Source organism: uncultured Slackia sp. (genome assembly GCF_944321625.1).
Taxonomy (GTDB): Bacteria; Actinomycetota; Coriobacteriia; order Coriobacteriales; family Eggerthellaceae; genus Slackia.
Window position 1 is genome coordinate 1 of record NZ_CALUMA010000043.1, and the last position, 22,492, is coordinate 22,492.

Annotated in this window: 19 protein-coding genes; 5 read left to right on the plus strand and 14 right to left on the minus strand. The window is 60.9% G+C overall.

Annotation, left to right across the window (positions count from 1 at the left end; genetic code table 11):
- The 4 genes from Q0J60_RS03840 to rpe form a co-directional block, all read right to left on the minus strand.
- Window positions 1-264: Nif3-like dinuclear metal center hexameric protein (locus Q0J60_RS03840; protein WP_294438921.1), on the minus strand; the 264-nt coding region annotated here is incomplete at its 3' end.
- Between the two features lie 88 nt (window positions 265-352).
- Window positions 353-1,165 carry a histidinol-phosphatase gene (locus Q0J60_RS03845; RefSeq protein WP_294438922.1) on the minus strand — a complete coding sequence of 271 codons (813 nt, stop codon included), beginning with the start codon at window positions 1,163-1,165 and terminating at the stop codon, window positions 353-355.
- Entirely contained in the window at window positions 1,156-2,370 is a 1,215-nt protein-coding gene (locus tag Q0J60_RS03850; RefSeq protein WP_294438923.1) for a cysteine desulfurase family protein, read from the minus strand. The genes Q0J60_RS03845 and Q0J60_RS03850 overlap by 10 nt, the downstream gene beginning before the upstream one ends.
- On the minus strand, window positions 2,370-3,095 hold the full coding sequence (gene rpe, locus Q0J60_RS03855) for a ribulose-phosphate 3-epimerase (protein WP_294438924.1): 726 nt from the start codon (window positions 3,093-3,095) through the stop codon (window positions 2,370-2,372). The genes Q0J60_RS03850 and rpe overlap by 1 nt, the downstream gene beginning before the upstream one ends.
- Before the next feature lie 216 nt (window positions 3,096-3,311).
- Here rpe and Q0J60_RS03860 point away from each other — a divergent pair, with 216 nt between their 5' ends.
- Window positions 3,312-3,785, plus strand: a complete 474-nt coding sequence (locus tag Q0J60_RS03860) for a methylated-DNA--[protein]-cysteine S-methyltransferase (RefSeq protein ID WP_294438925.1) — start codon at window positions 3,312-3,314, stop codon at window positions 3,783-3,785.
- A gap of 120 nt (window positions 3,786-3,905) precedes the next feature.
- Here the strand turns inward: Q0J60_RS03860 and Q0J60_RS03865 are convergent, their stop codons facing one another.
- The 6 genes from Q0J60_RS03865 to Q0J60_RS03890 form a co-directional block, all read right to left on the minus strand.
- Entirely contained in the window at window positions 3,906-5,876 is a 1,971-nt protein-coding gene (locus Q0J60_RS03865; protein ID WP_294438926.1) for a transcription antitermination factor NusB, read from the minus strand.
- Window positions 5,877-6,821, minus strand: coding sequence for a methionyl-tRNA formyltransferase (gene fmt / locus Q0J60_RS03870; RefSeq protein WP_294438927.1), 945 nt, complete (start codon window positions 6,819-6,821; stop codon window positions 5,877-5,879).
- Between the two features lie 60 nt (window positions 6,822-6,881).
- Window positions 6,882-7,424, minus strand: a complete 543-nt coding sequence (def, locus tag Q0J60_RS03875; RefSeq protein WP_294438928.1) for a peptide deformylase — start codon at window positions 7,422-7,424, stop codon at window positions 6,882-6,884.
- Between the two features lie 192 nt (window positions 7,425-7,616).
- On the minus strand, window positions 7,617-9,944 hold the full coding sequence (gene priA / locus Q0J60_RS03880; RefSeq protein ID WP_294438930.1) for a primosomal protein N': 2,328 nt from the start codon (window positions 9,942-9,944) through the stop codon (window positions 7,617-7,619).
- Between the two features lie 162 nt (window positions 9,945-10,106).
- Window positions 10,107-11,366, minus strand: coding sequence for a methionine adenosyltransferase (metK, locus tag Q0J60_RS03885; RefSeq protein ID WP_294438931.1), 1,260 nt, complete (start codon window positions 11,364-11,366; stop codon window positions 10,107-10,109).
- Window positions 11,367-11,811: 445 nt separating this feature from the next.
- Window positions 11,812-11,997: a hypothetical protein gene (locus tag Q0J60_RS03890; protein ID WP_294438933.1), complete on the minus strand. Its 186-nt coding sequence runs from the start codon at window positions 11,995-11,997 to the stop codon at window positions 11,812-11,814.
- A gap of 194 nt (window positions 11,998-12,191) precedes the next feature.
- Between Q0J60_RS03890 and Q0J60_RS03895 the strand changes: the two genes are divergently transcribed.
- The 4 genes from Q0J60_RS03895 to Q0J60_RS03910 all read left to right on the plus strand — a co-directional run bounded on the left by Q0J60_RS03895 (window position 12,192) and on the right by Q0J60_RS03910 (window position 17,327).
- Window positions 12,192-13,610, plus strand: a complete 1,419-nt coding sequence (locus Q0J60_RS03895) for a carboxylate--amine ligase (RefSeq protein ID WP_294438935.1) — start codon at window positions 12,192-12,194, stop codon at window positions 13,608-13,610.
- Window positions 13,603-14,454 (plus strand): DUF1461 domain-containing protein, encoded by an 852-nt coding sequence (locus tag Q0J60_RS03900; RefSeq protein ID WP_294438937.1) that lies wholly within the window; start codon window positions 13,603-13,605, stop codon window positions 14,452-14,454. Before Q0J60_RS03895 ends, Q0J60_RS03900 begins: the two co-directional genes overlap by 8 nt.
- Window positions 14,455-14,528: 74 nt before the next feature.
- Entirely contained in the window at window positions 14,529-16,145 is a 1,617-nt protein-coding gene (gene gltX / locus Q0J60_RS03905; RefSeq protein ID WP_294438938.1) for a glutamate--tRNA ligase, read from the plus strand.
- A 138-nt stretch (window positions 16,146-16,283) separates the two neighbouring features.
- Window positions 16,284-17,327 carry a 4Fe-4S dicluster domain-containing protein gene (locus tag Q0J60_RS03910; RefSeq protein WP_294438939.1) on the plus strand — a complete coding sequence of 348 codons (1,044 nt, stop codon included), beginning with the start codon at window positions 16,284-16,286 and terminating at the stop codon, window positions 17,325-17,327.
- Window positions 17,328-17,387: 60 nt separating this feature from the next.
- On the opposite strand, the gene Q0J60_RS03915 is transcribed toward Q0J60_RS03910, so the two are convergent.
- The 4 genes from Q0J60_RS03915 to Q0J60_RS03930 form a co-directional block, all read right to left on the minus strand.
- A complete protein-coding gene (locus tag Q0J60_RS03915; RefSeq protein ID WP_294438940.1) occupies window positions 17,388-17,750 on the minus strand; it encodes a NifB/NifX family molybdenum-iron cluster-binding protein in 363 nt (120 codons plus the stop codon).
- Window positions 17,751-18,045: 295 nt separating this feature from the next.
- Window positions 18,046-18,816, minus strand: coding sequence for a glucosaminidase domain-containing protein (locus tag Q0J60_RS03920; RefSeq protein WP_294438941.1), 771 nt, complete (start codon window positions 18,814-18,816; stop codon window positions 18,046-18,048).
- Between the two features lie 4 nt (window positions 18,817-18,820).
- A complete protein-coding gene (locus Q0J60_RS03925; protein WP_294438942.1) occupies window positions 18,821-19,972 on the minus strand; it encodes a helicase-related protein in 1,152 nt (383 codons plus the stop codon).
- Window positions 19,973-22,288 carry a DEAD/DEAH box helicase gene (locus Q0J60_RS03930; RefSeq protein WP_294438943.1) on the minus strand — a complete coding sequence of 772 codons (2,316 nt, stop codon included), beginning with the start codon at window positions 22,286-22,288 and terminating at the stop codon, window positions 19,973-19,975.
- Between the last annotated feature and the right edge of the window lie 204 nt (window positions 22,289-22,492).

Genomic DNA, 22,492 nt, shown 5'->3' on the forward strand with positions numbered 1-22,492 from the left:
CGTCAAGAGGACGTTCGATCCGCTGGACTGTGCAAGCTCGACAGCCTTGGGCGTGGGGTCGAGCGCCACAGAGACGCCTGCAACGCCTTCGGACGAATCACCCACCAAGAGGCCGGTGCGATCCCAGTCTTCGGCGTCATGCGGCGGAAACATGAGCTCCAGTCTGCGCGTAAGCTCCCCTATCGACAGGCTACGATTCTCTTCATGTCCGAGCAACGTGCCCGAATTGGTCACGCTCAGCGAGGATTCGATTTTAATTGCCATGATGAGCCTCCTCTAGTATTGCGACCACATGTGTCTACCCGAGATTATCTGCTTTTATGTGCGAGGCGGGCCGATGGGCGCCCATGCGTTACTCGATGGGCATCATGCGTACGCCGCCGCCCACAAGCGGCACGGCGACTTCGCGGTACCCTGCTTCATGCATGAAGGCATACGCTTCGCGGATGTTGCGTGCGATATGCTCGGCACGGTGCGCATCGGTGCCCACCGTGCATTTCACGCCGGCTTGCTGGAAACGCTTCAGCAGGTCAAGCGACGGATAGTATTCACCGCACGCAGTGAACTTGCCCGAGGTGTTCACCTCGACCATGCGTCCGCCCGCTACGGCCGCTTCCGCCATGCGGTCGTACATGCCCGAAAGCTTCGCGCGTTTCGGATAATAGCCGAACTTCTTTATCACGTCAGGGTGCGCCATCACCGTGTAGGGCATGGCGCTTGCGGCGGCCTCGCACCACAGGTCGACGTAGCGCTCCCAAATCTCATCTGGGTCGATGTCGGTCCAGCGGTCCTTGCAGCGCGAGCTGTTGAACAGCCAGCCGTCAATGAAGTGCACCGAACCCAGCACGATGTCGTAATCGGCAAACGAGTCGGGCGTGATTCCCCGGTCCTCGTTCTCGCCCAGCCAGTCGAGCTCGCAGCCAAGGAGAATCTGCATGTGCGGATATCGCCCACGGACGTCTCGGACGGCAGCGGCGTAGTCATGAAGCTTGCTCATGGGCATGCTAGCAAAGCTGTATTCCTTGAACGCAGGCGAAAGCGGGAAATGCTCCGTCGCGGCCATCGCGGTGATGCCGGCCTGCGACGCAGCCTCCACCATCTCCTCGAGCGTGTTGAACGCATGGCCGCAGAACGTGGAATGGGTATGCATGGTTATCAGCTCCACGCGTCTACCACCTCCTTGAACGCTTCAATGAACAAATCGGCCTGCTGGATACTCGCGTCCTCTCCCAGCGAGATACGCAACGACCCTTGCGCAAGGTTGCGCGGGATGCTGAGCGCCGAGAGCACGTGCGACGGATCGAGCGAGTTGGAGGAGCATGCCGATCCGCCCGAAATGCAGAATCCTCGCATATCGAGCTGCATGATGAGCGTTTGCGATTCGCAGCCCTTCACGCATACGTTCACGATGTTGGGCAAAAAGTCGTCAGAACCGGGCTCCACCGACACGCTGGGCGCGACTTTTGGGAGTTCGCACAGGCGCGTATATAGGTAGTCGCGCACGGGTTTGGTGACATTGGCGTACGCTTCGCGGCGTTCGACGGCACGCGCGATCGCAGCGGCGCATCCTGCAGCCCCCGCCACGTTCTGCGTGCCGCTGCGCAGCCCCCGCTCCTGGCCTCCTCCGGCCATGTAGGGCCTAAACGGCGTGCCGGCTTTCAGGTAGAGCACCCCGACGCCTTTGGGGCCGCGCACTTTATGCGCCGAAAACGATGCCGCATCGACGCCCGAGCCCGAAAGGTCGACTTCGATCTTTCCCAACGCCTGTACGGCGTCGGTATGGAACAGGACGCCGTGCTCATGGGCGCAGGCGGCCAGCTCTTTCACGGGTTGAACGGTGCCCACCTCGTTGTTGGCCGTCATGACGCTTGCCAGGAGCGTGTCGTCGTGCAGCGCGGCGGCAAGCGTATCCAGGGTGATTCGGCCGTTGCGGTCGTTGTCGATGAAATCGATTGCGAATCCGAGGTCTTTGAGCAGTCGGGTCGCGTTGAGGACGGCATCGTGCTCGATGCGCGTGATGGCGATTCTTCCGCCCGTTGAAAGGCCTCCCTTGAGTCGCGCTTTCTCACGCGCGGCGACCGCGATGCCGATCAGCGCGGCGTTATCGCTTTCCGTCGCACCCGACGTGAATGCGATTTCATCAGGCCTTTGCGCGCGCAGGGCACGCGTCACGGATGCCCTCGCCTCTTCGAGCGCCGAAAAGGCATCGCGCCCTATCGCGTGGAGCGAATTGGCGTTGCCGAATGTGCCCTCGATGCCGGGCGTCATGTACGGCCGCATCGCCTGCGCCGCCTCCTCGCACAGGGGCGTGGTGGCGGCGTTGTCCAGATATATGATATGTCGAGCATGGGCGGACGAAGCTGCCGGCATTAGGCGTCACGGCCTTCCCAGGGCGCGACGAAGCCCGACTGCTGCGCTTGCGCGGCGGTATCGGCAATGCCGGCGATGGCGGCCGCGCGGTCGGCCTGTCCGAAGCAGGCGCTACCCGCCACAAGCACGTCGCAGCCGGCGGCAGCGACGGCACGGGTTGCGTCGTTCACGCCCAAGCCGCCATCGACCTCGATAAGCGGGGCCACGCCGGCTGCGCGCGCGATCTCGACCACGCGGGCGACCTTCTTTTCGGTACCCTCGATGAACTTCTGCCCAGAGAATCCGGGATACACGCTCATGACCAGCACCATGTCCAGCTTGGCGATGTAGGGCTCCACCACACTTGCGCGCATGTCGGGCTTGAGCGCCAGGCATGCCTTCGCTCCCGCCTCGTGAATCATGTCGATGGCGCGGTCGAACTCGCCCGTGGGCTCGTCAAGCGCTTCCGCGTGGACCGATACCATATCGGGGCCGCACTCAAGGAACCAGGGCAGCTGCTGGATGGGATTGGAAATCATCAGATGCACGTCGAGCGGCAGGTTCGTGACCTTCTTGAGCTGCTTGACGAACGGAACGCCCAGCGTGAGATTAGGGACGAAATGGCCGTCCATGACGTCCACGTGTACGAACGCCGCACCGCCTGCCTCGATTTCGGCGACGTCGCGCTCCATGTTCATGAAGTCGGCGGAAAGGATGGAAGGTGCGATTTTGGGCGAAGTGAACATGGCAGGGACCTTTCTTTCGGCGGTATCTGGCTCCATTCTAGCGCAACCCGCTCCACGCGCGCCGAATACCGTCGCGATTTGGAATATCCATAGAGACGTCTTCGACTACGCGACGATACCGCTCTATAATCGGGGTACGACAAAATATGTCTGCGCGGTCAGCGCATGGCGAATGCGTCGCATGGGGTCTGTTCTGAAAGGCGGTGTCGTATCCCTGTGAATTACTTCGTTTATACCATGCCGCTGGGAAGACTCACTATCGTTGCGAACGATAAAGGATTGACGAGGATTCTTTTTGGTCCTCACGCTATCGAAGGCGCGACGAAGCGCCCCAGCGCTCTCACCAACACCGCTGCCACACAGCTTCAGGAATATTTCGCAGGCAAGCGTCGCGAGTTCGACCTGCCCCTTGACCCCCGGGGAACCGAGTTTCAGCTGAATGTGTGGGATGAGCTCAAGAAGATTCCCTACGGCGAGACGCGCACGTATGCCCAGATCGCCGAGGCCGTAGGCAGCCCCAAGGGCTTCAGGGCTGTCGGGCTGGCCAACAACAAGAATCCCTTGCCCATCGTGGTTCCCTGCCATCGTGTGATCGGCGTGGGCGGCAAGCTTGTGGGGTATGCGGCCGGCATCAAGGTCAAGCGCTATTTGCTGGAACTTGAGGGCGTGGACGTGAACGAGCTTTGGTAGCTCGCGGGATAACGTTGCATGCAAAAGGACCTCGGTCACGACCGAGGCCCTTTTCTTAGCTACCGAGACGCAAGTGCGTTGGTAGATACGCTTCACGCGCGCGCAATGCAGGAAAGCGCTCTATCGAACGCGCTTCAGACGCACGGCGAAGTGGGCGTCGGGACCCTTCGCGGTCAGCACGGGCTCGAGACGCGCCTCTTCCTGGAACGATTCGCCAAGCTTGGTCTTCAGGAATCGCTCTACCACCTGCTGGTTCTCTTCGTGGAATACCGTGCACGTCGCGTAGGTCAAAATGCCGCCAGGCTTGACCATCTTCGCCGCCTCGATGAGCATATCCAGCTCGGTGCTTGCCATGGCGGTCACATCAGACTCAGTGAGACGCCAACGGATTTCCGGATGGCGGCGTAGCGTGCCCACGCCGGAGCACGGCGCATCGAGCAGCACGGCGTCGAAGCTGGCCTCGGGCATAACGGTCGACAGCGTGCGGCCGTCGGCCTTCACAGGGCGTACGCTCTCGATGCCGTAGGCGGCAACGCGCTTCGCGAGGATTTCGGCCTTGAAGCCGTGGTCGTCGACCGACACCATAGGAACGGTGCGACCGAACGCACGCACGGCGTCGCTCTGCAGAAGAATGGTCTTGGTACCGCGGCCGCTGCCGATTTCGAGGAATGCCTCGATGTCGTGGTCGGGGCAGGCAAGCGTCGCTACGGCCTGGGCGGATGCGTCGGACACCAGCACCTTGCCCTGCTCGAACAGCGAGCGGACCTCGGGCTTGGCAAGCACGCGCGTGTTGACCACCTGGTAGCAGCCGGGCACGTCCTCGACGGGCGTAAGCAAGCTTCCGGCCTGGTCAAACACCTCAATAATCTCTTCGACGTCGTTCACCTTGATGGCGTTGACGGCGATATGGACCGGTGCGTCGGCGTTGCAGGCGCGCATGAACGTGGTAGCGTTCTGCAGGCCCATTTCGTTCATGAGACGCTTGGCAAGCCACAGCGGGAACGCCTGCGAGCGCGCGAGCACCTGAAGGCTCAGGTTGGGGCGTCCAAACGGGAACGCCTTTGCGCTCTTGGCCATCTTGCGCAGCACGGCGTTGGCCAAGCCGCCCGCTTTAGGAGCGACCCAGCACACCAGCTCGACGCCCTGGTCGACAGCCGCGTAATCGGCCTTGCCCAGGAAGAGGAGCTCGTAGGCGCTCACACGCAGAGCGTCGCGCACATCATCCTGGATGTCGTCAGGCGAGTTGAGATTGCGATCGATGAACTCGTCGAGCGTGCCGAGCGTCGCGGTCACGCCGCGTGCGATTTTGGTAGCGAAGGCTGAATCCTCGGCGGACATGCCTTCGAACTGGGCGAGGACGCCGGGAATGACCTCGGACACGAACGCGTCGCGCTCGCGCACCTCGCGTCCGATGGCGCAAGCTGCCTGACGGGCGGGAGAAAGCACGGGGTTGCGATGCCCGCGGCCGGCGTCGTGACCGCGACGGTCATTGCGGCCATTGCGGTCGTTGAAGCGCCTCTCGCCGCGAGGAGCGCCCTCTTTGCCTTCGAAATCACGTTTGGAATCGCGGTCAAAACGCGGCTTGCGGTCGCGATCGAACGAATCGCCGTCGCGGCGCGGCTTATCGAAGCGAGGCTTGTCGTCGAAGCGCTTGCCGTCGCGCGGGCCGAAGCCCTTCTTCTCGAAACCGTCACGGGACGAGCGCTTGAAATCGCGGGAATCGCCCTTGTCGAACGATCGCTCTTTCTTGAACCCACGGGCCTCGTCATTGCCGTACGGCTTACGGTCGCCGCGGAATCCTTGCTTGCCGCCCTGCTTGTCGGTGGGCGTCCAGCTACGCTTGCCGTCCTTGCTGAAAGGCTTGCGGTCGCCCCGATATCCGTCGCGGTCGCCTTCGCGCTTGTCGCCGAAGTCGCGTCCGCGGTTGTCACGCGGTTTGCCGCGGAAATCGCCGCTCTTGCGACCGTAGCCGCCCGCTCCCCTACCCTTGGAGAACCCGGGTTTGCCGCCACGGTTCGAAGCGCCGCGATTGTGCCCGCCGGAACGGGGACGGCCCTCGCCGTTATGCCCGGTGTTCGTGGAATCTGTCATTTACATTCGCTCCCAAATCACATTGCCTGCTTTTATGCCTTGAACGCCGCTTGCAAACGCTGCGGCGGACATCTCCTTCTTGCCGTCCGGTTTGATCTCGATAATCTCGATGGGGCCGTCGGCGCACCCCAGATACAGCTTTTTAGCCTGGAAGACGACTTTGCCCTGGTCGGGCGCATTGCTCTTGTCGAGGTCTTCGCCCGCGGCTTTCGCGGCGATAATCGTCACACCCTTTCCTGCGATCGAGCATTTCGAGGGATGCGCGTCGCTCGACGCCTGCACGCGCCGGAGGTTGGTCACGGCCGTATCGGCCGGATCGCAGTTGAGCTCGCCCTTCTCGATCTTAGGCGCGTACGCGACCTGCGATTCGTCCTGGCGCGTCCAGTACACATTGCCCTGTTCGATGGAATACATGGCCGAGAGCAGCGCATAGGCGCCCTTCTCGGCGAGCTCGGCCGTGAGGCGCTTGCAGCTCATGTCGCCGATGTCGCACGAGCGGCAGATGCAATAATCGCCCGTGTCCATGCCAGCCTCCATGCGCATGATGCACACGCCGGTCTGCTCGTCGCCCGCAAGGATGGCGCGCTCGATGGGCGCCGCCCCGCGATACTTGGGCAGAAGCGACGCATGGACGTTCAGACATCCGTACTCAGGAATGTCGAGGACTTCCTGCGGAAGAATCTTGCCGTATGCCGCTACGCAAATCATGTCGGGGGCAAACTCGCGAAGGTGGTCCTGCTCCTCGGGCGTGCGAAGCGACGTGGGCTGGAACACCGGGATGCCGGCGCTCTGGGCGAGCTCCTTGACCGGCGATGGGACGAGTTTCTTGCCGCGACCGCGCACGGCATCAGGCTGAGTGTATACGGCAATCACTTCGTGCTGCTCTTTGAGCTCGTCCAGGATGCTCGCTGCGAAATCGGGCGTTCCCATGAATACGACGCGCATGGCGCCTCCAATCTTCGGACGGCGCCCCGCGGGCCTTTGAGGCTGCGGGGCGCTTCACGATTACTTGACGCTGGTCTCTCCCGGCTTGGCGCCCGCTTTCTTGGCTTCCTCGAAGTCGTGGATGGCCTTGATGCGGTCGGACAGCTCGCACACGTCGAGCATGGTTTTGCCGTCAAGGTGGTTGATCTCGTGCTGGAGGCAGCGGCCCAGAAGCCCGTCGCCCTCGATTTGCCACTCCTCGCCCTCAAGGTCGAAGTAGCGAGCCACAGCGTACTCGTGGCGCGTGATGGGAACGGAGATTCCGGGGAACGAAAGGCAGCCCTCCTCCTCGGTGACCAGCCTGCCGCGCGTTTCCACGATGACGGGATTCACCATCACGATGGGATTCTGTTCGCCGTCGTCCTGGTCGCAGTCGATGACCACGAGACGCTTGCTGACGCCCACCTGTGGGGCGGCAAGACCGCAGCCGTTGTTCCTGTACATGGTTTTGGCCATCTGCTTGGCGAGCTTCTTCAGGCTTTTATCAGCCAGGTCGCACTCCTCGCACGGGGTTTCCAGCACGGGGTCGGGCGCGACGACCACTTTCAGCGTATCGAATGCCATATGTCCTCTTTTCAAAATACCTTAAGCTCGATAAGCGCCAGCATGGTTGGCTTAACGCGTATTGCCGTATAAGCTACTGCGTCCCAGCGCTGATTCGAGCGTCAATATGCCGATTCGGGAGTATAGCAGAGCTCATGCACGTTTTCGCAGGCGGCACACAGGACTACCAAAGCTGCACGACTCATCGCAGGCCTATAAAAGGCTGAAGGGGTCGACATCGCAGGCGACGTTGACGCGTTTATGGGCGCGGCGCTTTCGGATGACCGGCTCCACCAGGCGGGCGATGTCGGCGTCACGCGGAGCCTTAACTAGAATATGCCAGCGGTACTGGCTACGAAGGCGCTCGATTGCGCAAGGCGCAGCACCAAGGGAAACCCAATCGGGGCCCACGATATCGCGAATGACCTCGTTCACGCGCGCGTCAAGCTCAAGCGCGACCTCGCGCACCTCGTTTGCGTCCTCTCCCCAGATGAGGATGTTGGCAAGGCGCATATAAGGCGGATAACCCAACATGCGGCGTTTAGGCAGCTCGCCGGACAAGAAGCGCTTGCGATCGTATGTTGCGGCCGCCTGAATGGCAACGGCGTCTGCCATGTACGTCTGAACAAGCACCTGGCCATCCAGCTTGCCGCGACCGGCGCGGCCTGCCACCTGTTCCACCAGGTCGAAGGTGCGTTCGGCTGATCGGAAATCCGGAAGGCGCAGCTGTGTGTCGGCATTGATGACGCCTACGAGCACCACCTCGTCAAAGTCGAGGCCCTTGGCGATCATCTGGGTTCCCAGAAGCACGGCGGCGCCAGGCCTGGCAAACTCGCGCAGCAGCCGCTCATGGGCATCGCGCGACGACGTGGTGTCAGAATCCATGCGAATGACGCGCACGTCGGGTTGGCTTTCATCGTTCGCGAAAGCCGCTGATGAAGAATTTGCCACTGGATCAATCGGTTCTTCCCCATCGCTCAAGCGGCACACGTAGCCATGCTCGCCCAAGAGCTTGAGCAGCTCGGCCTCGACGCGCTGGGTGCCGGCGCCGAACTTTTTGAGATAGGGGCTGCCGCATGTGGGGCACACGGGCGGCGCTGGAATGCGATAGCCGCAGTGGTGGCACACCAGCATATTGCCGCGGTCATGGTACGTGAGCGACACCGAGCAGGTGGGGCATTCGGGCACGTAGCCGCATTCCCGGCACAACAAGAAATTGGCGAATCCGCGCTGGTTGAGCATCAAAACCGCTTTGTGGCCGGCGTCGAGCGCGGCAAACAACTCGCTTTGCAGGTCGCGAGAGAACATGGAACGCGATCCGGTGCCGAACTCGCGAGCCATGTCGATGATGCGCACGCGGGGCATGGGCTTGCCGTTGGCGCGTCCCGGCAGGCTTACACGACGCCATGTGGGGTCGTAGGTGGTGCGGCACAGTGTTTCGATGGACGGCGTGGCGCTGCCGAGCACCAGCGTGGCTCCCAGCTTGCGGACCATCCAAGCCGCAACGTCGCGCGCATGGTAGCGCGGTGCGCTTTCCTGCTTGTAGGTGCTTTCGTGTTCTTCGTCGATCACCACGAGTCCCAGGTTGCTCATCGGGCAGAACAGGGCGCTTCGGGCGCCCACCACCACGCGCTTGCGTCCGCAGGCAACATCCTGCCATTGGTCGTAGCGCTCGCCGCCGGTCATGCGCGAATGCATGACGGCCACCGTGTCGCCAAAGCGGCTTTCGAAGCGAGAGACGGTCTGGAGGGTCAACGCAATCTCAGGCACCAGAACAATAGCGCCTTGGCCGTGCTCGAGCGCCGCGCGAATAGCGCGCAGATATACTTCAGTCTTGCCGGAGCCTGTCACGCCGTCGACGACGACGCACTCGCCCGTCGCGCGATGCATGCTGGCTTCGATGGCGCCGATCGCCTCGGACTGACCTTCGGTGAGGTCGAATGCCTCGCGCTCTTTCGCGCTGCGGGCGATTTCCTCATCAGAGATAATTTCGGACGGCTGGGCGTCTTTCTTCTTGCGGCGCTTCGCGGGTTTCTGGAGCTCCCATTCGTCGCCTCGCTTAACCACCTTGGGGGCACGTCCAACAGGGGTCAACAAGTGGACGCACGAACTCAAAGGAGCGATGTATTCGTGGGCGATGAATTGGATGAGGCGTGCGCCGAATTCATCGAAATACGGGTCGGACAGCACGGCAAGGAGAGGCTTGAGCTCAACGTTACGAATGTCGCGCGACGTAGGCAACGCTTCGCTCTCATCGTGAAATGCTACAGAGCGCACAGCAGGCTCCGTGCGCTTGTTCCCACCGTCGGAAATGGTCCCTGAGGATCCGAAAGACGCCCCGGCGGACATGGCGGAAGCAGACGAAGGCTGCTCGCCCACCTCGTTGATGGCGATGATATAGCCCACAGCGCGGCGGCGCCCGAACTCAACCAGTACGGCGCATCCTACCGCCGCGCTATCCATATCGTCGGGGATGGCATAGGTGTAGGGCGAATCGAGCGATTGGGTTTGTATGTCAAGTATGACTGAAGCGGTTCTCATGCGTTCAAGTATAGCAGCAGGGCCCGGCGGCGAGGCACGTGGAACCACGGCTCCAAACAATGCGAATTCGTGCTGCAGTGCAAACAAAAGCCCGGCTCGCTGGGCGGCAAGCCGGGCTTATGACAACGTTGGCGTTAACACAGGCTCTTGGCGAGGAATCGCCTACTTCAACCCGCACGCTTCGCGCAGGGCGTCGGCGCGGTCGGTGCGCTCCCAGGTGAATTCAGGGAGCTCGCGGCCGAAGTGGCCGTAGGCGGCCGTCTTGCGGTAGATGGGACGGCGCAGGTCGAGGTCGCGGATGATAGCGGCCGGACGCAGGTCGAACACCTGCTCCACGGCGCGCTCGATGTCTTCCACGGGAACGCGCTCAGTGCCGAATGTCTCCACCATCACGCTCACGGGACGCGCAACGCCGATGGCGTAAGCCACCTGCACCTCGCAGCGGCTGGCCAGGCCTGCGGCCACTACGTTCTTTGCGACCCAACGTGCGGCGTACGCAGCAGAGCGGTCGACTTTGGTGCAGTCCTTGCCGCTGAACGCGCCGCCGCCATGACGGCCCATGCCGCCGTAGGTGTCCACAATGATCTTGCGGCCGGTGAGGCCCACGTCGCCCATGGGGCCGCCGATGACGAAGCGCCCGGTGGGGTTCACGTAAATCTCTAGCTCAGGCGAGCGGTGCACGCCCTCGGCCTCAAGGACAGGCTCGATTACGTGCTTGACCAGCTCGGTCTGCAGCGTTTCGTGGTCCACGTCCTCGGCATGCTGAGTGGAGATGAGAATCTTCTCGACCCACTTGGGTTCGCCATCTTCGTAGCGCACGCTGACCTGGGTCTTTCCGTCGGGACGCAGATAGGGACAGGTGCCATTCTTGCGCACCTCGGTCAGGCGTTCGGCAAGGCGATGCGCCAGATAGATGGGCATAGGCATAAGCGTGCTCGTCTCGTCGCAGGCGTAGCCGAACATCATGCCCTGGTCGCCGGCGCCGGTTTCGTCCAGCTCGTCAACCGCCTGGCCATGCTGGGCCTCCCAGGACTCGTCGACGCCCATGGCGATGTCGGCGGACTGCTCGTGGATGGAGTTCAGCACGCCGCAGGTGTCGCAGTCGAAACCGTATTTGGCGCGGTCGTAGCCGATGTCGCGCAGCACGCCGCGCACGATGCGGTCAACGTCCACGTAGGCCTGGGTGCGAATCTCTCCGGACACGAACACCGTGCCGGTGGTAGCCACGGTCTCGCAGGCGCAGCGAACCTTAGACAGGTCGGCAGGCTGGCCATTAGGGGCAACGTAGCCGGCGGCCTCAAGCTCGGCCTCCTTGGCGAGGATGGCGTCGAGAATGGCGTCCGAAATCTGGTCGCACACTTTATCAGGGTGGCCTTCGGTCACAGATTCACTAGTGAACAGGTATGAACGTGATTGGGTCATAGAAAATATGCCTCCTTCATCGATGTTGGCGGGACCACCGTGGGGGGGTTAAGAGCCCTCTGGTTGGTGCCGGGATTAACGAGCCAACTCTCTCCCCCGGCTCTTGATAAACGGATATGTCAAGCGAGCGTCAAATGCGCCCGCAAGAGTGGCATATTAGCGTTTGCCAGCAACGGGCGCAATACCGAAGTGATGGAGATGCGATGTGCTGCTTCTCAAGATACGCTTAGTCGTAGAATTGCCGGAGTGGTGCGACTTTTCCTAAGTTGACAAATCTTTAATTGTTGAGAACATATGTTCTATTGCTGCAGCATGGTTGCTACCATAGTTTAAGTCTGCTATAAACTAATAGGTCGTCTCGCAAGAGGGGGCTGTCAAGGGCCGGGGGGTTCCCCGGCATTTTGTTTCTAGGGGGTCTTTAGTGAAGTGGCATTAGGGATCCATCCTATTCCTCAACCACAAACCGATGCAGGTCAATGCCGAGGTCCTCTGCTTTACGGCAAAGCTCTTCCCCACTCATGTCCTCAATCTCCGCGACATCGATAATGGCGGCGGGAAACCCGCTAAACGCTGCTGTGCCGCAGTAATCCATGAGATAGTTACGTAGCGCGTCAACGTCAAAGAGGGCCATTTGCTCTCCTAATCTTTTGCTTAGAGTAATCCCATTATACGGTTATAAAAACTATTAAAGGAAAAAACTTATGCCCTAAACAGTAGTAGTTATGCCTTCTGCTTTCTTGGAGACGATTCGGACATCGCAGCATCTTGGCGGCTCTCTCTGGCATACTTAGCTGTTAAAGCTTACGCACTGGAGAAAGGTTGCTCATGCCTTCTGAAATTCCTTCGGCTCCCGCTACGCAAAACGCCGCCTATACCGACGAATATCTGTCCATCGTCGATTCGTTGGGCGGGTGCGCGGCGGAGCGCATTGCGGCGCGCGCCCATATGGAGCAGTCCACGGCCATCTATCATGGCGTCGTGGTTGACTCCTCTTTCGTGCCACGTTTCTATGATCGCGCCACGTACGACCGCTTCAAGTACATCGCCGAAACCTCGTACCACATCCTGGTCAAGGTCATGCGCGAGTATCTGAAAAACCCCGCCTACCGCGCATGTTTCGATTTTGACGAGCGCCTGGTGGACCTCATCCTGCTCCCCCGCGATTACGACGCCATGCTGCCCTTTGCGCGCGTGGATTTGTTCCTGGATGAGAACACCCTGGACGCTACATTCTGCGAGTTCAACGGCGACGGCTCCAGCGGCATGAACGAGAACCGCGAGATCGGTGCCTCCGTCGCGAACGCCGCGCCTTTGCGTGAGTTCGCCAAGCGCCATACCATCCAGACCTGCGACGACGCGCTCTTCCCCGGCTGGGTGGATGAGTTCCTCTCCATCTACGACACGTATGCCTTCAAGGTGGAGCATCCCCACATAGCTATCGTTGACTTCCTGGAAAACGCCATCACTGAGGAGTTCAAGATCTTCGCTAAGCTCTTCGCCAGCCGCGGCGTCGAGTGCTCGGTCTACGACGTTCGAGACCTGGCGTTCGAGGACGGTCGCCTGGTGGGCAAGAAAGCCTTCTTCGGGCGCGACAGCGCTCCCATCGACGCCGTGTGGCGCCGCAGCGTGACCAACGACATCATCGAACACTGGGAAGAAAGCCAGCCCCTTATCCAGGCGGTACGCGAGCGCAAGGTTGCCCTCATCGGCAGCTTTGCCGGCCATATCGTGCACGACAAGCAGATCTTCCAGGTGCTATTCATGCCCGAGACGCGCGCGATTCTCAGCGACGAAGAAAATGCCTTCGTGGACGAGACCGTGCCTTTTACGAGCTTTCTGGACGACGCGCATGTCGACGTGACAAACGTGAAAGCCACGCGAGCGCAATGGATCATCAAACCCACCGATGCCTACGGCAGTAAAGACGTCTATGCCGGCGTCGATTTTACTGACGAGGAATGGGCCGGCATCGTGGACCGCTACGCCAATGAGGCCGCCGGCGCGCCGTTCATCGTGCAACGCTATTGCACGCCGTTCCGAACCAAGACGCTTGCGCTCTACGGCGATCCCGAGGACGCATTGCGTGAGGTGGCGTTGTATAACAACCTCTCCGGCCTGTACTTGTATAACGGGCGCTTCACCGGCGTGTTCAGCCGCCTGGGGCCTGAACCGGTGATTTGCAAGAAGACGCGCGGCATCACGTCGCAGACCTTGTGGGTGGATTGCGGGGACCTGGATGCGTAACGATTCACACGCTCAGCGCTCCCCCATCGACGCCGTTTTTTCGGTGGTGTCTGGCATTACGCTAGCAGTGACGCTTGTAGCCATGGGATTCGTGGCGTGCGCGGCGTTTGATTTGCCCACGCGCATGCTCTCGCAGGCGTTTTCGAACGATGCAGATTCGCCCTACACCAAGGAGGAGCTCGTGGTGGCTGCTGTGGCGGCCAAGCACTACACGATTAATGACAACGATCGCTACGCCCTCTACACATCCATGGACGCGGTGGCCCAATCGGCCCAGGCAGACGGGCGCACGTTGCCTGAGGGGCTCAACCTGTACGACACCTACATCACCACCTCGCGCGATACCCAGCCTGTCGATCCTACCAAGGAAGACCTGATTATGGCGGAATACGGGCTCTCTTTTGCCGAGGAAGAGCCCTATGCGCTTACGCCTGACGCGCTCTCACACCTCGATGACGTGTACGACGTGATTCAACAGGCGAAGCCGTGGCTCTTTGCCGCTGCCCTCATCGCCTATGCGGGCTGCATCGCCGTGGCGTTCCGCGGTGGCAAACGCGCTCTTGGACGGGTGCTTGGCGGCGCGGGCGCAGGCGTATTCGTGGCGTTCGCACTTCTCGCGGCATGGGTGGCTGTAGATTTCAACGGTTTCTTCGCGGCATTCCATTCGCTATTCTTCGCAGCGGGCACGTGGACTTTCTCATGGGATTCGCTGCTCATTTGCATGTATCCGCCTGAATTTTGGATGGGGATGGGCGCCATTTGGCTCGCTGTCACGGTTGCGGGCTGTGTGGTTTGCCTTATCATAGGTAAGTTGTTAAGTAGCGGGCCTTCGCGCGCGGCCTAGGCAGCGCACCTGACCCGACCGCATGCGGCTTACCCGCAGCTGACATATATCCGCACGTAATCGAGAGGATTACCATGACTGATTCGAACGTTCGCGTCCGTTTCGCGCCTTCGCCCACGGGCAAGCTGCATATCGGCGGCGCGCGCACGGCCATCTACAACTGGGCATTCGCCCGCGCCATGGGCGGCAAGTTCATCCTGCGCATCGAAGACACCGACCCTGAGCGCTCCACCGAGGAGAACACGCAGATCATCCTGCGCGCCATGCGCTGGCTGGGCCTGGATTGGGATGAAGGCCCCGAGGTGGGCGGCGAATTCGGCCCCTACCACCAGACGCAGCGTTTCGACACCTACAAAGCGGCGTTGGACACGCTGATCGAGCGCGGCGCGGCCTACCCCTGCTTCTGCACTAAAGAGCAGCTGGATGCCAAGCGCGCAGCGGCCGAAGCCGCCGGCGAGGCGTATGCAGGCTACGATCGAACCTGCCGCGACCTCGACCCTGCCGAGGCGAAGGCCCGCATCGAAGCCGGCGAGCCGCATGTGTGGCGTCTCAAGGTGCCGCTGGACCACGGCCCCATCGAGTTCGACGACGCCGTGTATGGCCACATGAGCTTTCCCGCCGACGTCATGGACGACATGATCCTGGTGCGCACCGACGGCACGCCCACCTACAACTTCGCCGTGGTGTGCGACGATGCCAACATGCAGATTACCCACGTCATCCGCGGCGATGACCACCTGTCCAACACTCCGCGCCAGATTCTGATCTATGAGGCGCTGGGGCTGCCCGTGCCCACGTTCGCTCACCTTTCCATGATTCTGGGCGGCGACGGCAAGAAGCTGTCCAAGCGTCACGGCGCCACGAGCGTCGAAGAGTACAAGGCGCAGGGCTTCCTTCCCGACACCATGGTGAACTTCCTGGCGCTTTTGGGTTGGAGCCTTGACGGCGAAACCACCATCATCCCGCGCGACGTGCTGTGCCGCGAGTTCAGCCTGGACCGCGTGACCAAGAAGGACGCCGTGTTCGACGAGACCAAACTCGAGTGGATGAACGGCCAGTACATCAAGGAGATGGACGCTGCCGAGTGGGTGGAGCTCTCGCGTCCGTGGCTGGCGGAGGCGTTCGCTGCCGGTACGCGTGCGGCCGCAAACGCCGATGAGGCTGCCTCTCTTGAGGAGCTGCGGGCGTTCGTCGCTGACGGTACGGTGGCAGAATCCGAAGTCGCGCCGTTCGTTGATGAAGAGCTTGCTGCGGGCGAGGCCGACGTCGACGCACGACCCGAGTGGTACGCCAAGCTCTATCCCCTGGTGGCCGAGCGCGAGACGCGCCTGACCGATGCCGCCGAGAAGTTCCCCTACATGTTCTGGGGTTCCCATGTGGAACTTGACCCCAAGAGCGTGAAGAAGGTGCTCCTCAAGGACGGCGCCCGAGCCGACGAGGCCCTCAAGGCGTGCCGCGAGGTGCTTGCGAACGCAGAGGCGTGGGAGTGCGACCCCATGCAGGAGGCGTGCCGCGCCCTGTGCGAGCCGCTGGATATGAAGGCAAAGGCCCTGTTCCAGCCTTTGCGCGTGGCCGTGTGCGGCAACATGGTGAGCCCGCCTCTGTTCGAGAGCATCGAGCTGCTTGACCGCGCCGACGTGCTCGCCCGCATCGATTACACCCTGAAGGTCATGGAAGCGCTGCAGGATTAACGCGCTCATAGACAAGATTCTGAACGAGGGGCTCTGCGCAGCCCCTCGTTTTGTTGCTGAGCCGCCGGTCTTTCCTGAATATTCAGCCAGTCGATTCGCTATAATCCGTTCGGACAAAATCTGGAAAGGAACGATGCCATGAAGATGATCGTCGCACCCGAGTTCTGCGTTCGCCCTTCGGGGGCCGAATGCGAACGCTGCCGCATCGCGTGCCCCGTGTCGGCAATTTCCTTTGAGAGCGAAACCAGTACGCCTGTGATCGACAGCGGGCTGTGCACCAAATGCTGCGTATGCATGGGCGTGTGCGATGCCTTCACGTCGTCTTCCAATTCGCTGCATGCGCTGTACGAGCATCTTCGCAAGGTCGCTATGCGTGGCGACGTCGTGTATCTGACCTGCAAAGAGAACGTATTTCCCGGCTTCACGCCCGCGAAGAACGTGACCGTTCTCCCCTGCCTTGCCTGCGTGCCGCCCGAGCTTTGGACGCTTCTTCTGGCGCAGAACGTCCCGCTGTGCCTGGCATGCGACCTTAAGTATTGCGATGACTGCGAGAAGGCTCCGGGGCGTGGCGAAATGTTGTTCTCGCGCGCTATCGAACTTGCTGAAGAGTGGACCGGCGGCGAGGTCCATTGGGATCGCGAGATTCCCGAGCTCGAGGATGTGTCCCCGGCTGCGGAGGTGTCGCAGTTCGGCCGCCGCGAGGCGTTCGACAGCATCAAGGGCGATGCGATCGATATCGTGACCGGCAAGCGACGCTTGAAGAATTCTGACACGCTGAAAGACCTGTATCGCAAGAAGGAACGCAAGCGCATGCAGGAGAAGCTGAACCTGCTTGACGGCGAGATCATCAACCAGTTCGCAGAGAACGGACGCTCAAGGCGTACGCTTCAGCCGCGCAGGCGCATGCTTCTTGAGGCTGTGGTCGCGCATCCTGAAACCGCATCGAACGCCGAGATCGTGGTGAGCGAAACCGACGCTGCGCAGTGCGTCGAGTGCCTCGATTGCACCAAATGCTGTCCGACGGGCGCGCGCATGGCGTCGCCGGAGAACGGCACGCTCGATTACGAGCCGCGTTTCTGCATCGGGTGCGGGGCCTGCGTGGACGCTTGCCCGCGTGAGGCAATCGACCTGGTGGAAGCAAACATTGCACAGATTGCTCCTGATCTTGTCGCCGAAGCATAAAATGAAGGCTGCTCGTTAGTGAGCAGCCTTCATTGATTTTGAGGGTATTGCAGGAGCGACTTAATGATGGCAGGCCTGATCGGCACCCATAACAGGCAGTTTGCCTTCGGACGCGAGAAGCGCGACATCGCCCGCTTTGGGCGTCTGATTGTCGAAATATACGGTGATACCGGCATTTGCGAAGCCCATCATCGGGCGCATGCCCATGCCCGCAGCCACGATAGCATCAGCACCGACGTCTGCAAGCAAACCAACGGGACGCATGCATCCGCCCTCCTCATGAGGCGGATTCTCCACGATAGACGTGCCTTTGATTTCGCCGTTCTCGATTTCGAAGACGGTAAAGTTGTCGCAATGGCCGAAATGCCCGGAGCGCTGCGCCTCGGTGCCGCCCTGTCCCATGGTGGGAACCGCAAGTTTCATGTTGCCTCCTCATAACGCGAAGTCATTGAATATGTTGAAGGAATCGTACGCCTAATTGATACTCAAATGCAAACATTTTTCCGGGAATGTTTCAAATCGTTACGCGACGTAATGCCGGCAATCGCGAAAGCTGTGTGTGCGAGAACCGACACAGCCAGCCACACAGTCAAGAGCCATTCATATCTACTTGCATGTTGCGATAAGTAGACAAACGTGAGAGTGGCACGGTCTGACAGAAAGCCAAGAGCCATACAGTATTTGATTATGGAGCAAATACGGCCCTACACTCTCAGGGTTATTTGTCGAACCGGTACAGGTCGTACTCGTCCATGAGCGCGACAAGCGAATCGGCGTAGGAGCTGTCGGTTGCCCAGCCGGCATCGGCAAGACCGTATGCCATGGTGGCCGACGATCCGGTCTCAATGGCCTCTTGGATAACGGGATTGGTGCGATAGCGCTCCGATTGCAGGAACACGCTTGAGCGGAATTTGATACACGCCACATCGTCAGTAAACGCGATAAACGTGCCTGAAATCCCGACGATCTGTCCGTCGTATTCCTCATTCGTATCCCACGCCACGGGGCCCACGACGCCCTTCTTGTCGGCGTAGTAGTCATCCCACTTCATGCCGAACAGATTATGGTCGCGCGCGGCCAGTGCAGAAGGCGTATCGCCAGCGCCGCTTTCTTGTATGATTTGCGCAATCGTGCAGCCGGCAGGATGTCCATATTTATCCTGCATGTCCATCGCTGCTTCCAGCATGTCGTCTGTGATGTACGCAGGCAGCGTGGGGCCTTCGGGGATAGCATGGCGCGAGCATGTTGTGGCGAAGACGGCTACGAGCAGGCAGACGATTGCAAGAGCCGCAGCAACGGGAGCAAAGCGCTTGACGGTTGCGTACGAGCCAGATTTCGCGTTTGCCGCCGATGCGGCGCCCGGTCGCTTGCGAGGGGCTTTTCCTGAGGTAGCACGCGAGACCTTACGGGAAGCGCGTCCCGATGCGGCGGGGCGCTTCCCTTTTACGCTGCGCCTTAGAGGCTTCGTTTTGTCGGATTCGGTCGCCAAACCGCTAGTCCCTTTCCTTCGAAAGCTCTTGCAAGAAGTTCCAGACTGCATCGCTTAGGCTGTCGTCTTCCTTGAGATTGAAATACTTCAACGGAAGGCTCAGCTTGCGGCTTTGCTGGATATAGCGCCCGCCGTAGCGGCGCAGCGGCGTCATCATGTCGCGCGGCACGGCGATGGGTTCAATGTTGAGCTTTCCCGCCACCACGGTCACGATTTTCACGCCTCGCTCGCTCGCCCAGGCGCGAATACGCGATTTGGCGAACATGTTCTTACAGGCTTGGGGCATCTCGCCATGAAAGCTGGCCGTGGCACGTTCGAGTTCGTCCACGACGCCCACCGTCTCGGCGCACGCGAGCTTACGATACAGAAGCACGCGCTCGTCAGCATCAGGAACGTATTCCTCGGGCACGTAGGTGTGCACGGGCAGGTTGACCACAATATCCGACAGAGCGGGCGGCAGCGCGTCCTCCTGCGCTCCCCTGCCCTCACGCGCGGCCGAAACCGCACTGGAAAGCATTTGGGCGAACAGGTCGAAGCCCACCGCACTCATGTTGCCGCTCTGCTCGGCTCCAAGCAGGCTGCCCGCGCCGCGAATCTCAAGGTCGCGCATGGCGATACGCATGCCGCTTCCAAGGTCGCGATGTTCGTTGATGGCCTCCAGACGCGCCGTCGCCTCCTCGGTCAGGCTCACCGACTCGGGGAACATGAAATAGGCGTACGCCTGCTGGGAGCTGCGGCCCACACGCCCCTTGAGCTGGTACATCTGAGCCAGGCCCAGACGCTGGGAGTCCTCAATGATGAGCGTGTTGGTATGCGGATTGTCGATGCCGCTCTCGATGATGGTGGTGGCAACCAGCACGTCGATCTTACCGGCGGAGAAGTCCTCCATCACGCGCTCAAGCTGCTCTTTGCTCATCTGGCCGTGCGCTACGCCCACACGCGCCTCGTTGGCTGCCTCGCCTACGCGGGAGACGGCCTCCTCGATGGTGCGCACGCGGTTGCTCACGTAATACACCTGGCCGCCGCGCTGAATCTCGCGGCGAATCGCCATGGACACCACGTCGACATCCCATTCGCCCACGTGCACCTCAACCGGACGGCGGTTGTCGGGCGGCGTGAGGATGAGGCTCATATCGCGCACGCCGGACAGGCTCATCTACATGGTACGCGGAATAGGCGTGGCCGAAAGCGTGAGCACGTCGATCTGTTCGCGCAGGTTTTTCAGCTGCTCTTTATGCTGCACGCCGAAGCGCTGCTCCTCGTCGATGATGACCAAGCCCAGGTCGTGCGGGTTCACGTCGCGCGATAGCAAGCGGTGTGTGCCCACAAGCACGTTCACCTTGCCCGATGCGAATCCGTCGAGCGCCGCCTTGGTCTTGGCGGGGCTGCGGAAACGCGACAGTACCTCGACGACCACGCCGAACGGATCGAAGCGGTCTTTGAACGTGGTGTAGTGCTGCTGCGCCAGAATCGTGGTGGGACACAGTACCATGACCTGCTTGGCGTCCTGCACGGCCTTAAACGCGGCGCGCAAAGCCACCTCGGTCTTACCGAAACCGACGTCGCCGCAGATGAGGCGGTCCATCGGCTTTGAGGATTGCATATCGGCCTTGACCTCGGCGATAGCGGTCAGCTGGTCGGGCGTTTCCTCGTACGGGAACGACTCCTCCATCTCATGTTGCCACGGCGTATCGGCGGAATAGCGGAACCCCTGCACGGCAGCGCGACGCGTGTACACATCTACCAGGTCGAACGCTAGCTGCTTGGTGGCTTTGCGGGCCTTGGCAAGCGAGCGCGACCAGTCGCTCGTGTTCAAGCGCGTCAGACGAGGGCTCGAGCCTTCGGGCCCCACGTAGCGTGTCACGCGGTCAAGCTGCTCGACCGGCACGTAGAGCTTGTCGCCTTCGGCGTATTCGAGCAGCAGGTAATCGCGCATGACGCCCGACACCTCTTGACGCACGAGGTCCTTGAAGAATGCAACGCCATGCGCGGCATGCACCACGTAGTCGCCCGGTTTGAACGGGAACGTGACCTCGGTGATATCGATGCGGCGGCGGTTGCGGATGCTTGAATTGCGCCCCTGCGTGTCATGGATGGAGATGAGCGCGAGCTTGGCTTTGGGGATGATCATGCCCAACGGGATATCCACGTCGACCACGTTCACCACGCCGGGGCGCAACAGCGCCTGCTTGCCCGCCATGGAGTCGAGCACTTCAGTAATAGGAAGCTGGTTGTCGACGAAGAGGAGCTTCATATCCTCGCGTGCGCGGACGTTAGGCACGCTGAACACCACGGTGTAGCGCTGATCCACCAGACCACGGATACGCGCGATCATTTTGTCCGCATCTCCGGCGATATCGGTTCGTTTGACGGGAAGCTCCGCGTCCAAGACACCGCCGACACGCATGATGGATGCCAACGTGAGGCGCGTTCCCTGTCCAAAGCTCAGCTTGGAAGAATCTACGTACAGGCCGTCTACGGGAATATGGCTGCCCTGGGCACGTTCGGTTGCATCTTCGTACGCATGCGATGCGTCATCGATGAGGCTGCGCGGCTCGTCGAGCACGGTAAGCACATCGGAACTTGCGTAATCTCCCAGCGTTTCGACCTTTGCATACAAATGCGGCAAGAGTGCGTCCGCGCCATCGAAATCACCGCCCGACTGGAGTTTTCCGAACAGTTCGCGCCAAACAGGGTCGGTCTCGGCCTTTTTCATGATGGCGTTCTGAGCGCGTTTGACGTTCTTGGACGTAAGGCGATACTCGCGCACCGGATACACGTCGAAGGCATCGAGCGACGAGATGGTCTGACCGGTCGAGGGCACGATGCGTCGAATCTCGTCAACTTCATCACCAAAGAAATCAATGCGGATGGGATAGACGGAATTGCCCGGAAACACGTCGATAGTGCCGCCGCGCGTGCAGAACGTGCCAGGGCCCCCGAGCTCACCAGCGTTGTCGTAGCCGCGCGACACAAGAGCCGCAACGGTGCCCTCGAAGTCAAGCACCTCACCCGAAGTCAGGTCGATGCATTCCGACCCCGCTGTCAGGCGAAGCGGCGCGAAGGCGCGAGCGTCGTGCGGCGGCAAGCACCTGATCATAGAGGCCGCACTTGCGACGATGACCATAGGAGTGCCGCTTTGAAGCGCCCAGGCGGCGCGGGCGCGGTTCGAGACTTCACGTGCACGAGGCTCTTTGGGTACGAAGGGGTAATCAGTTCGTGCAGGGAAATGCGCAACAGATTCGTCGCCGACATAGGCGGCGACGCTGCGCGCGAACCCTTCGGCCGCCTCCTCGCCCGGAACGGCAACCAGATAGCAAGCGGGGCGCATGGTAAACAGCGTGGCGGTGACGAACGCGCGCGCCGAAGAGGCGACGCCCAAAGCTGCGTCGGCGCCGTTGTCGAGACGCGACGTGATGTCGTCGAGCGCATGCGAAGCCCGTACGACGGTTGCAAGGGAATCTATAAGCATGAAAGCCTCCAAGGCGTGACGTGCGTAAACACCAAAAGCCGCATAAGCGGCGCACCCGATTGTAGCAAAGAGCTTGGAAGATGCCGCGTGCATTCGAGTCAACCACGAAGTCTACCAAGCACCCATAGTATAGAACATTTGTTTGTAAGTTTGCAAAATCAATTGCAATAGAACATGCGTTCGTATATTATGTGTACAAACGAA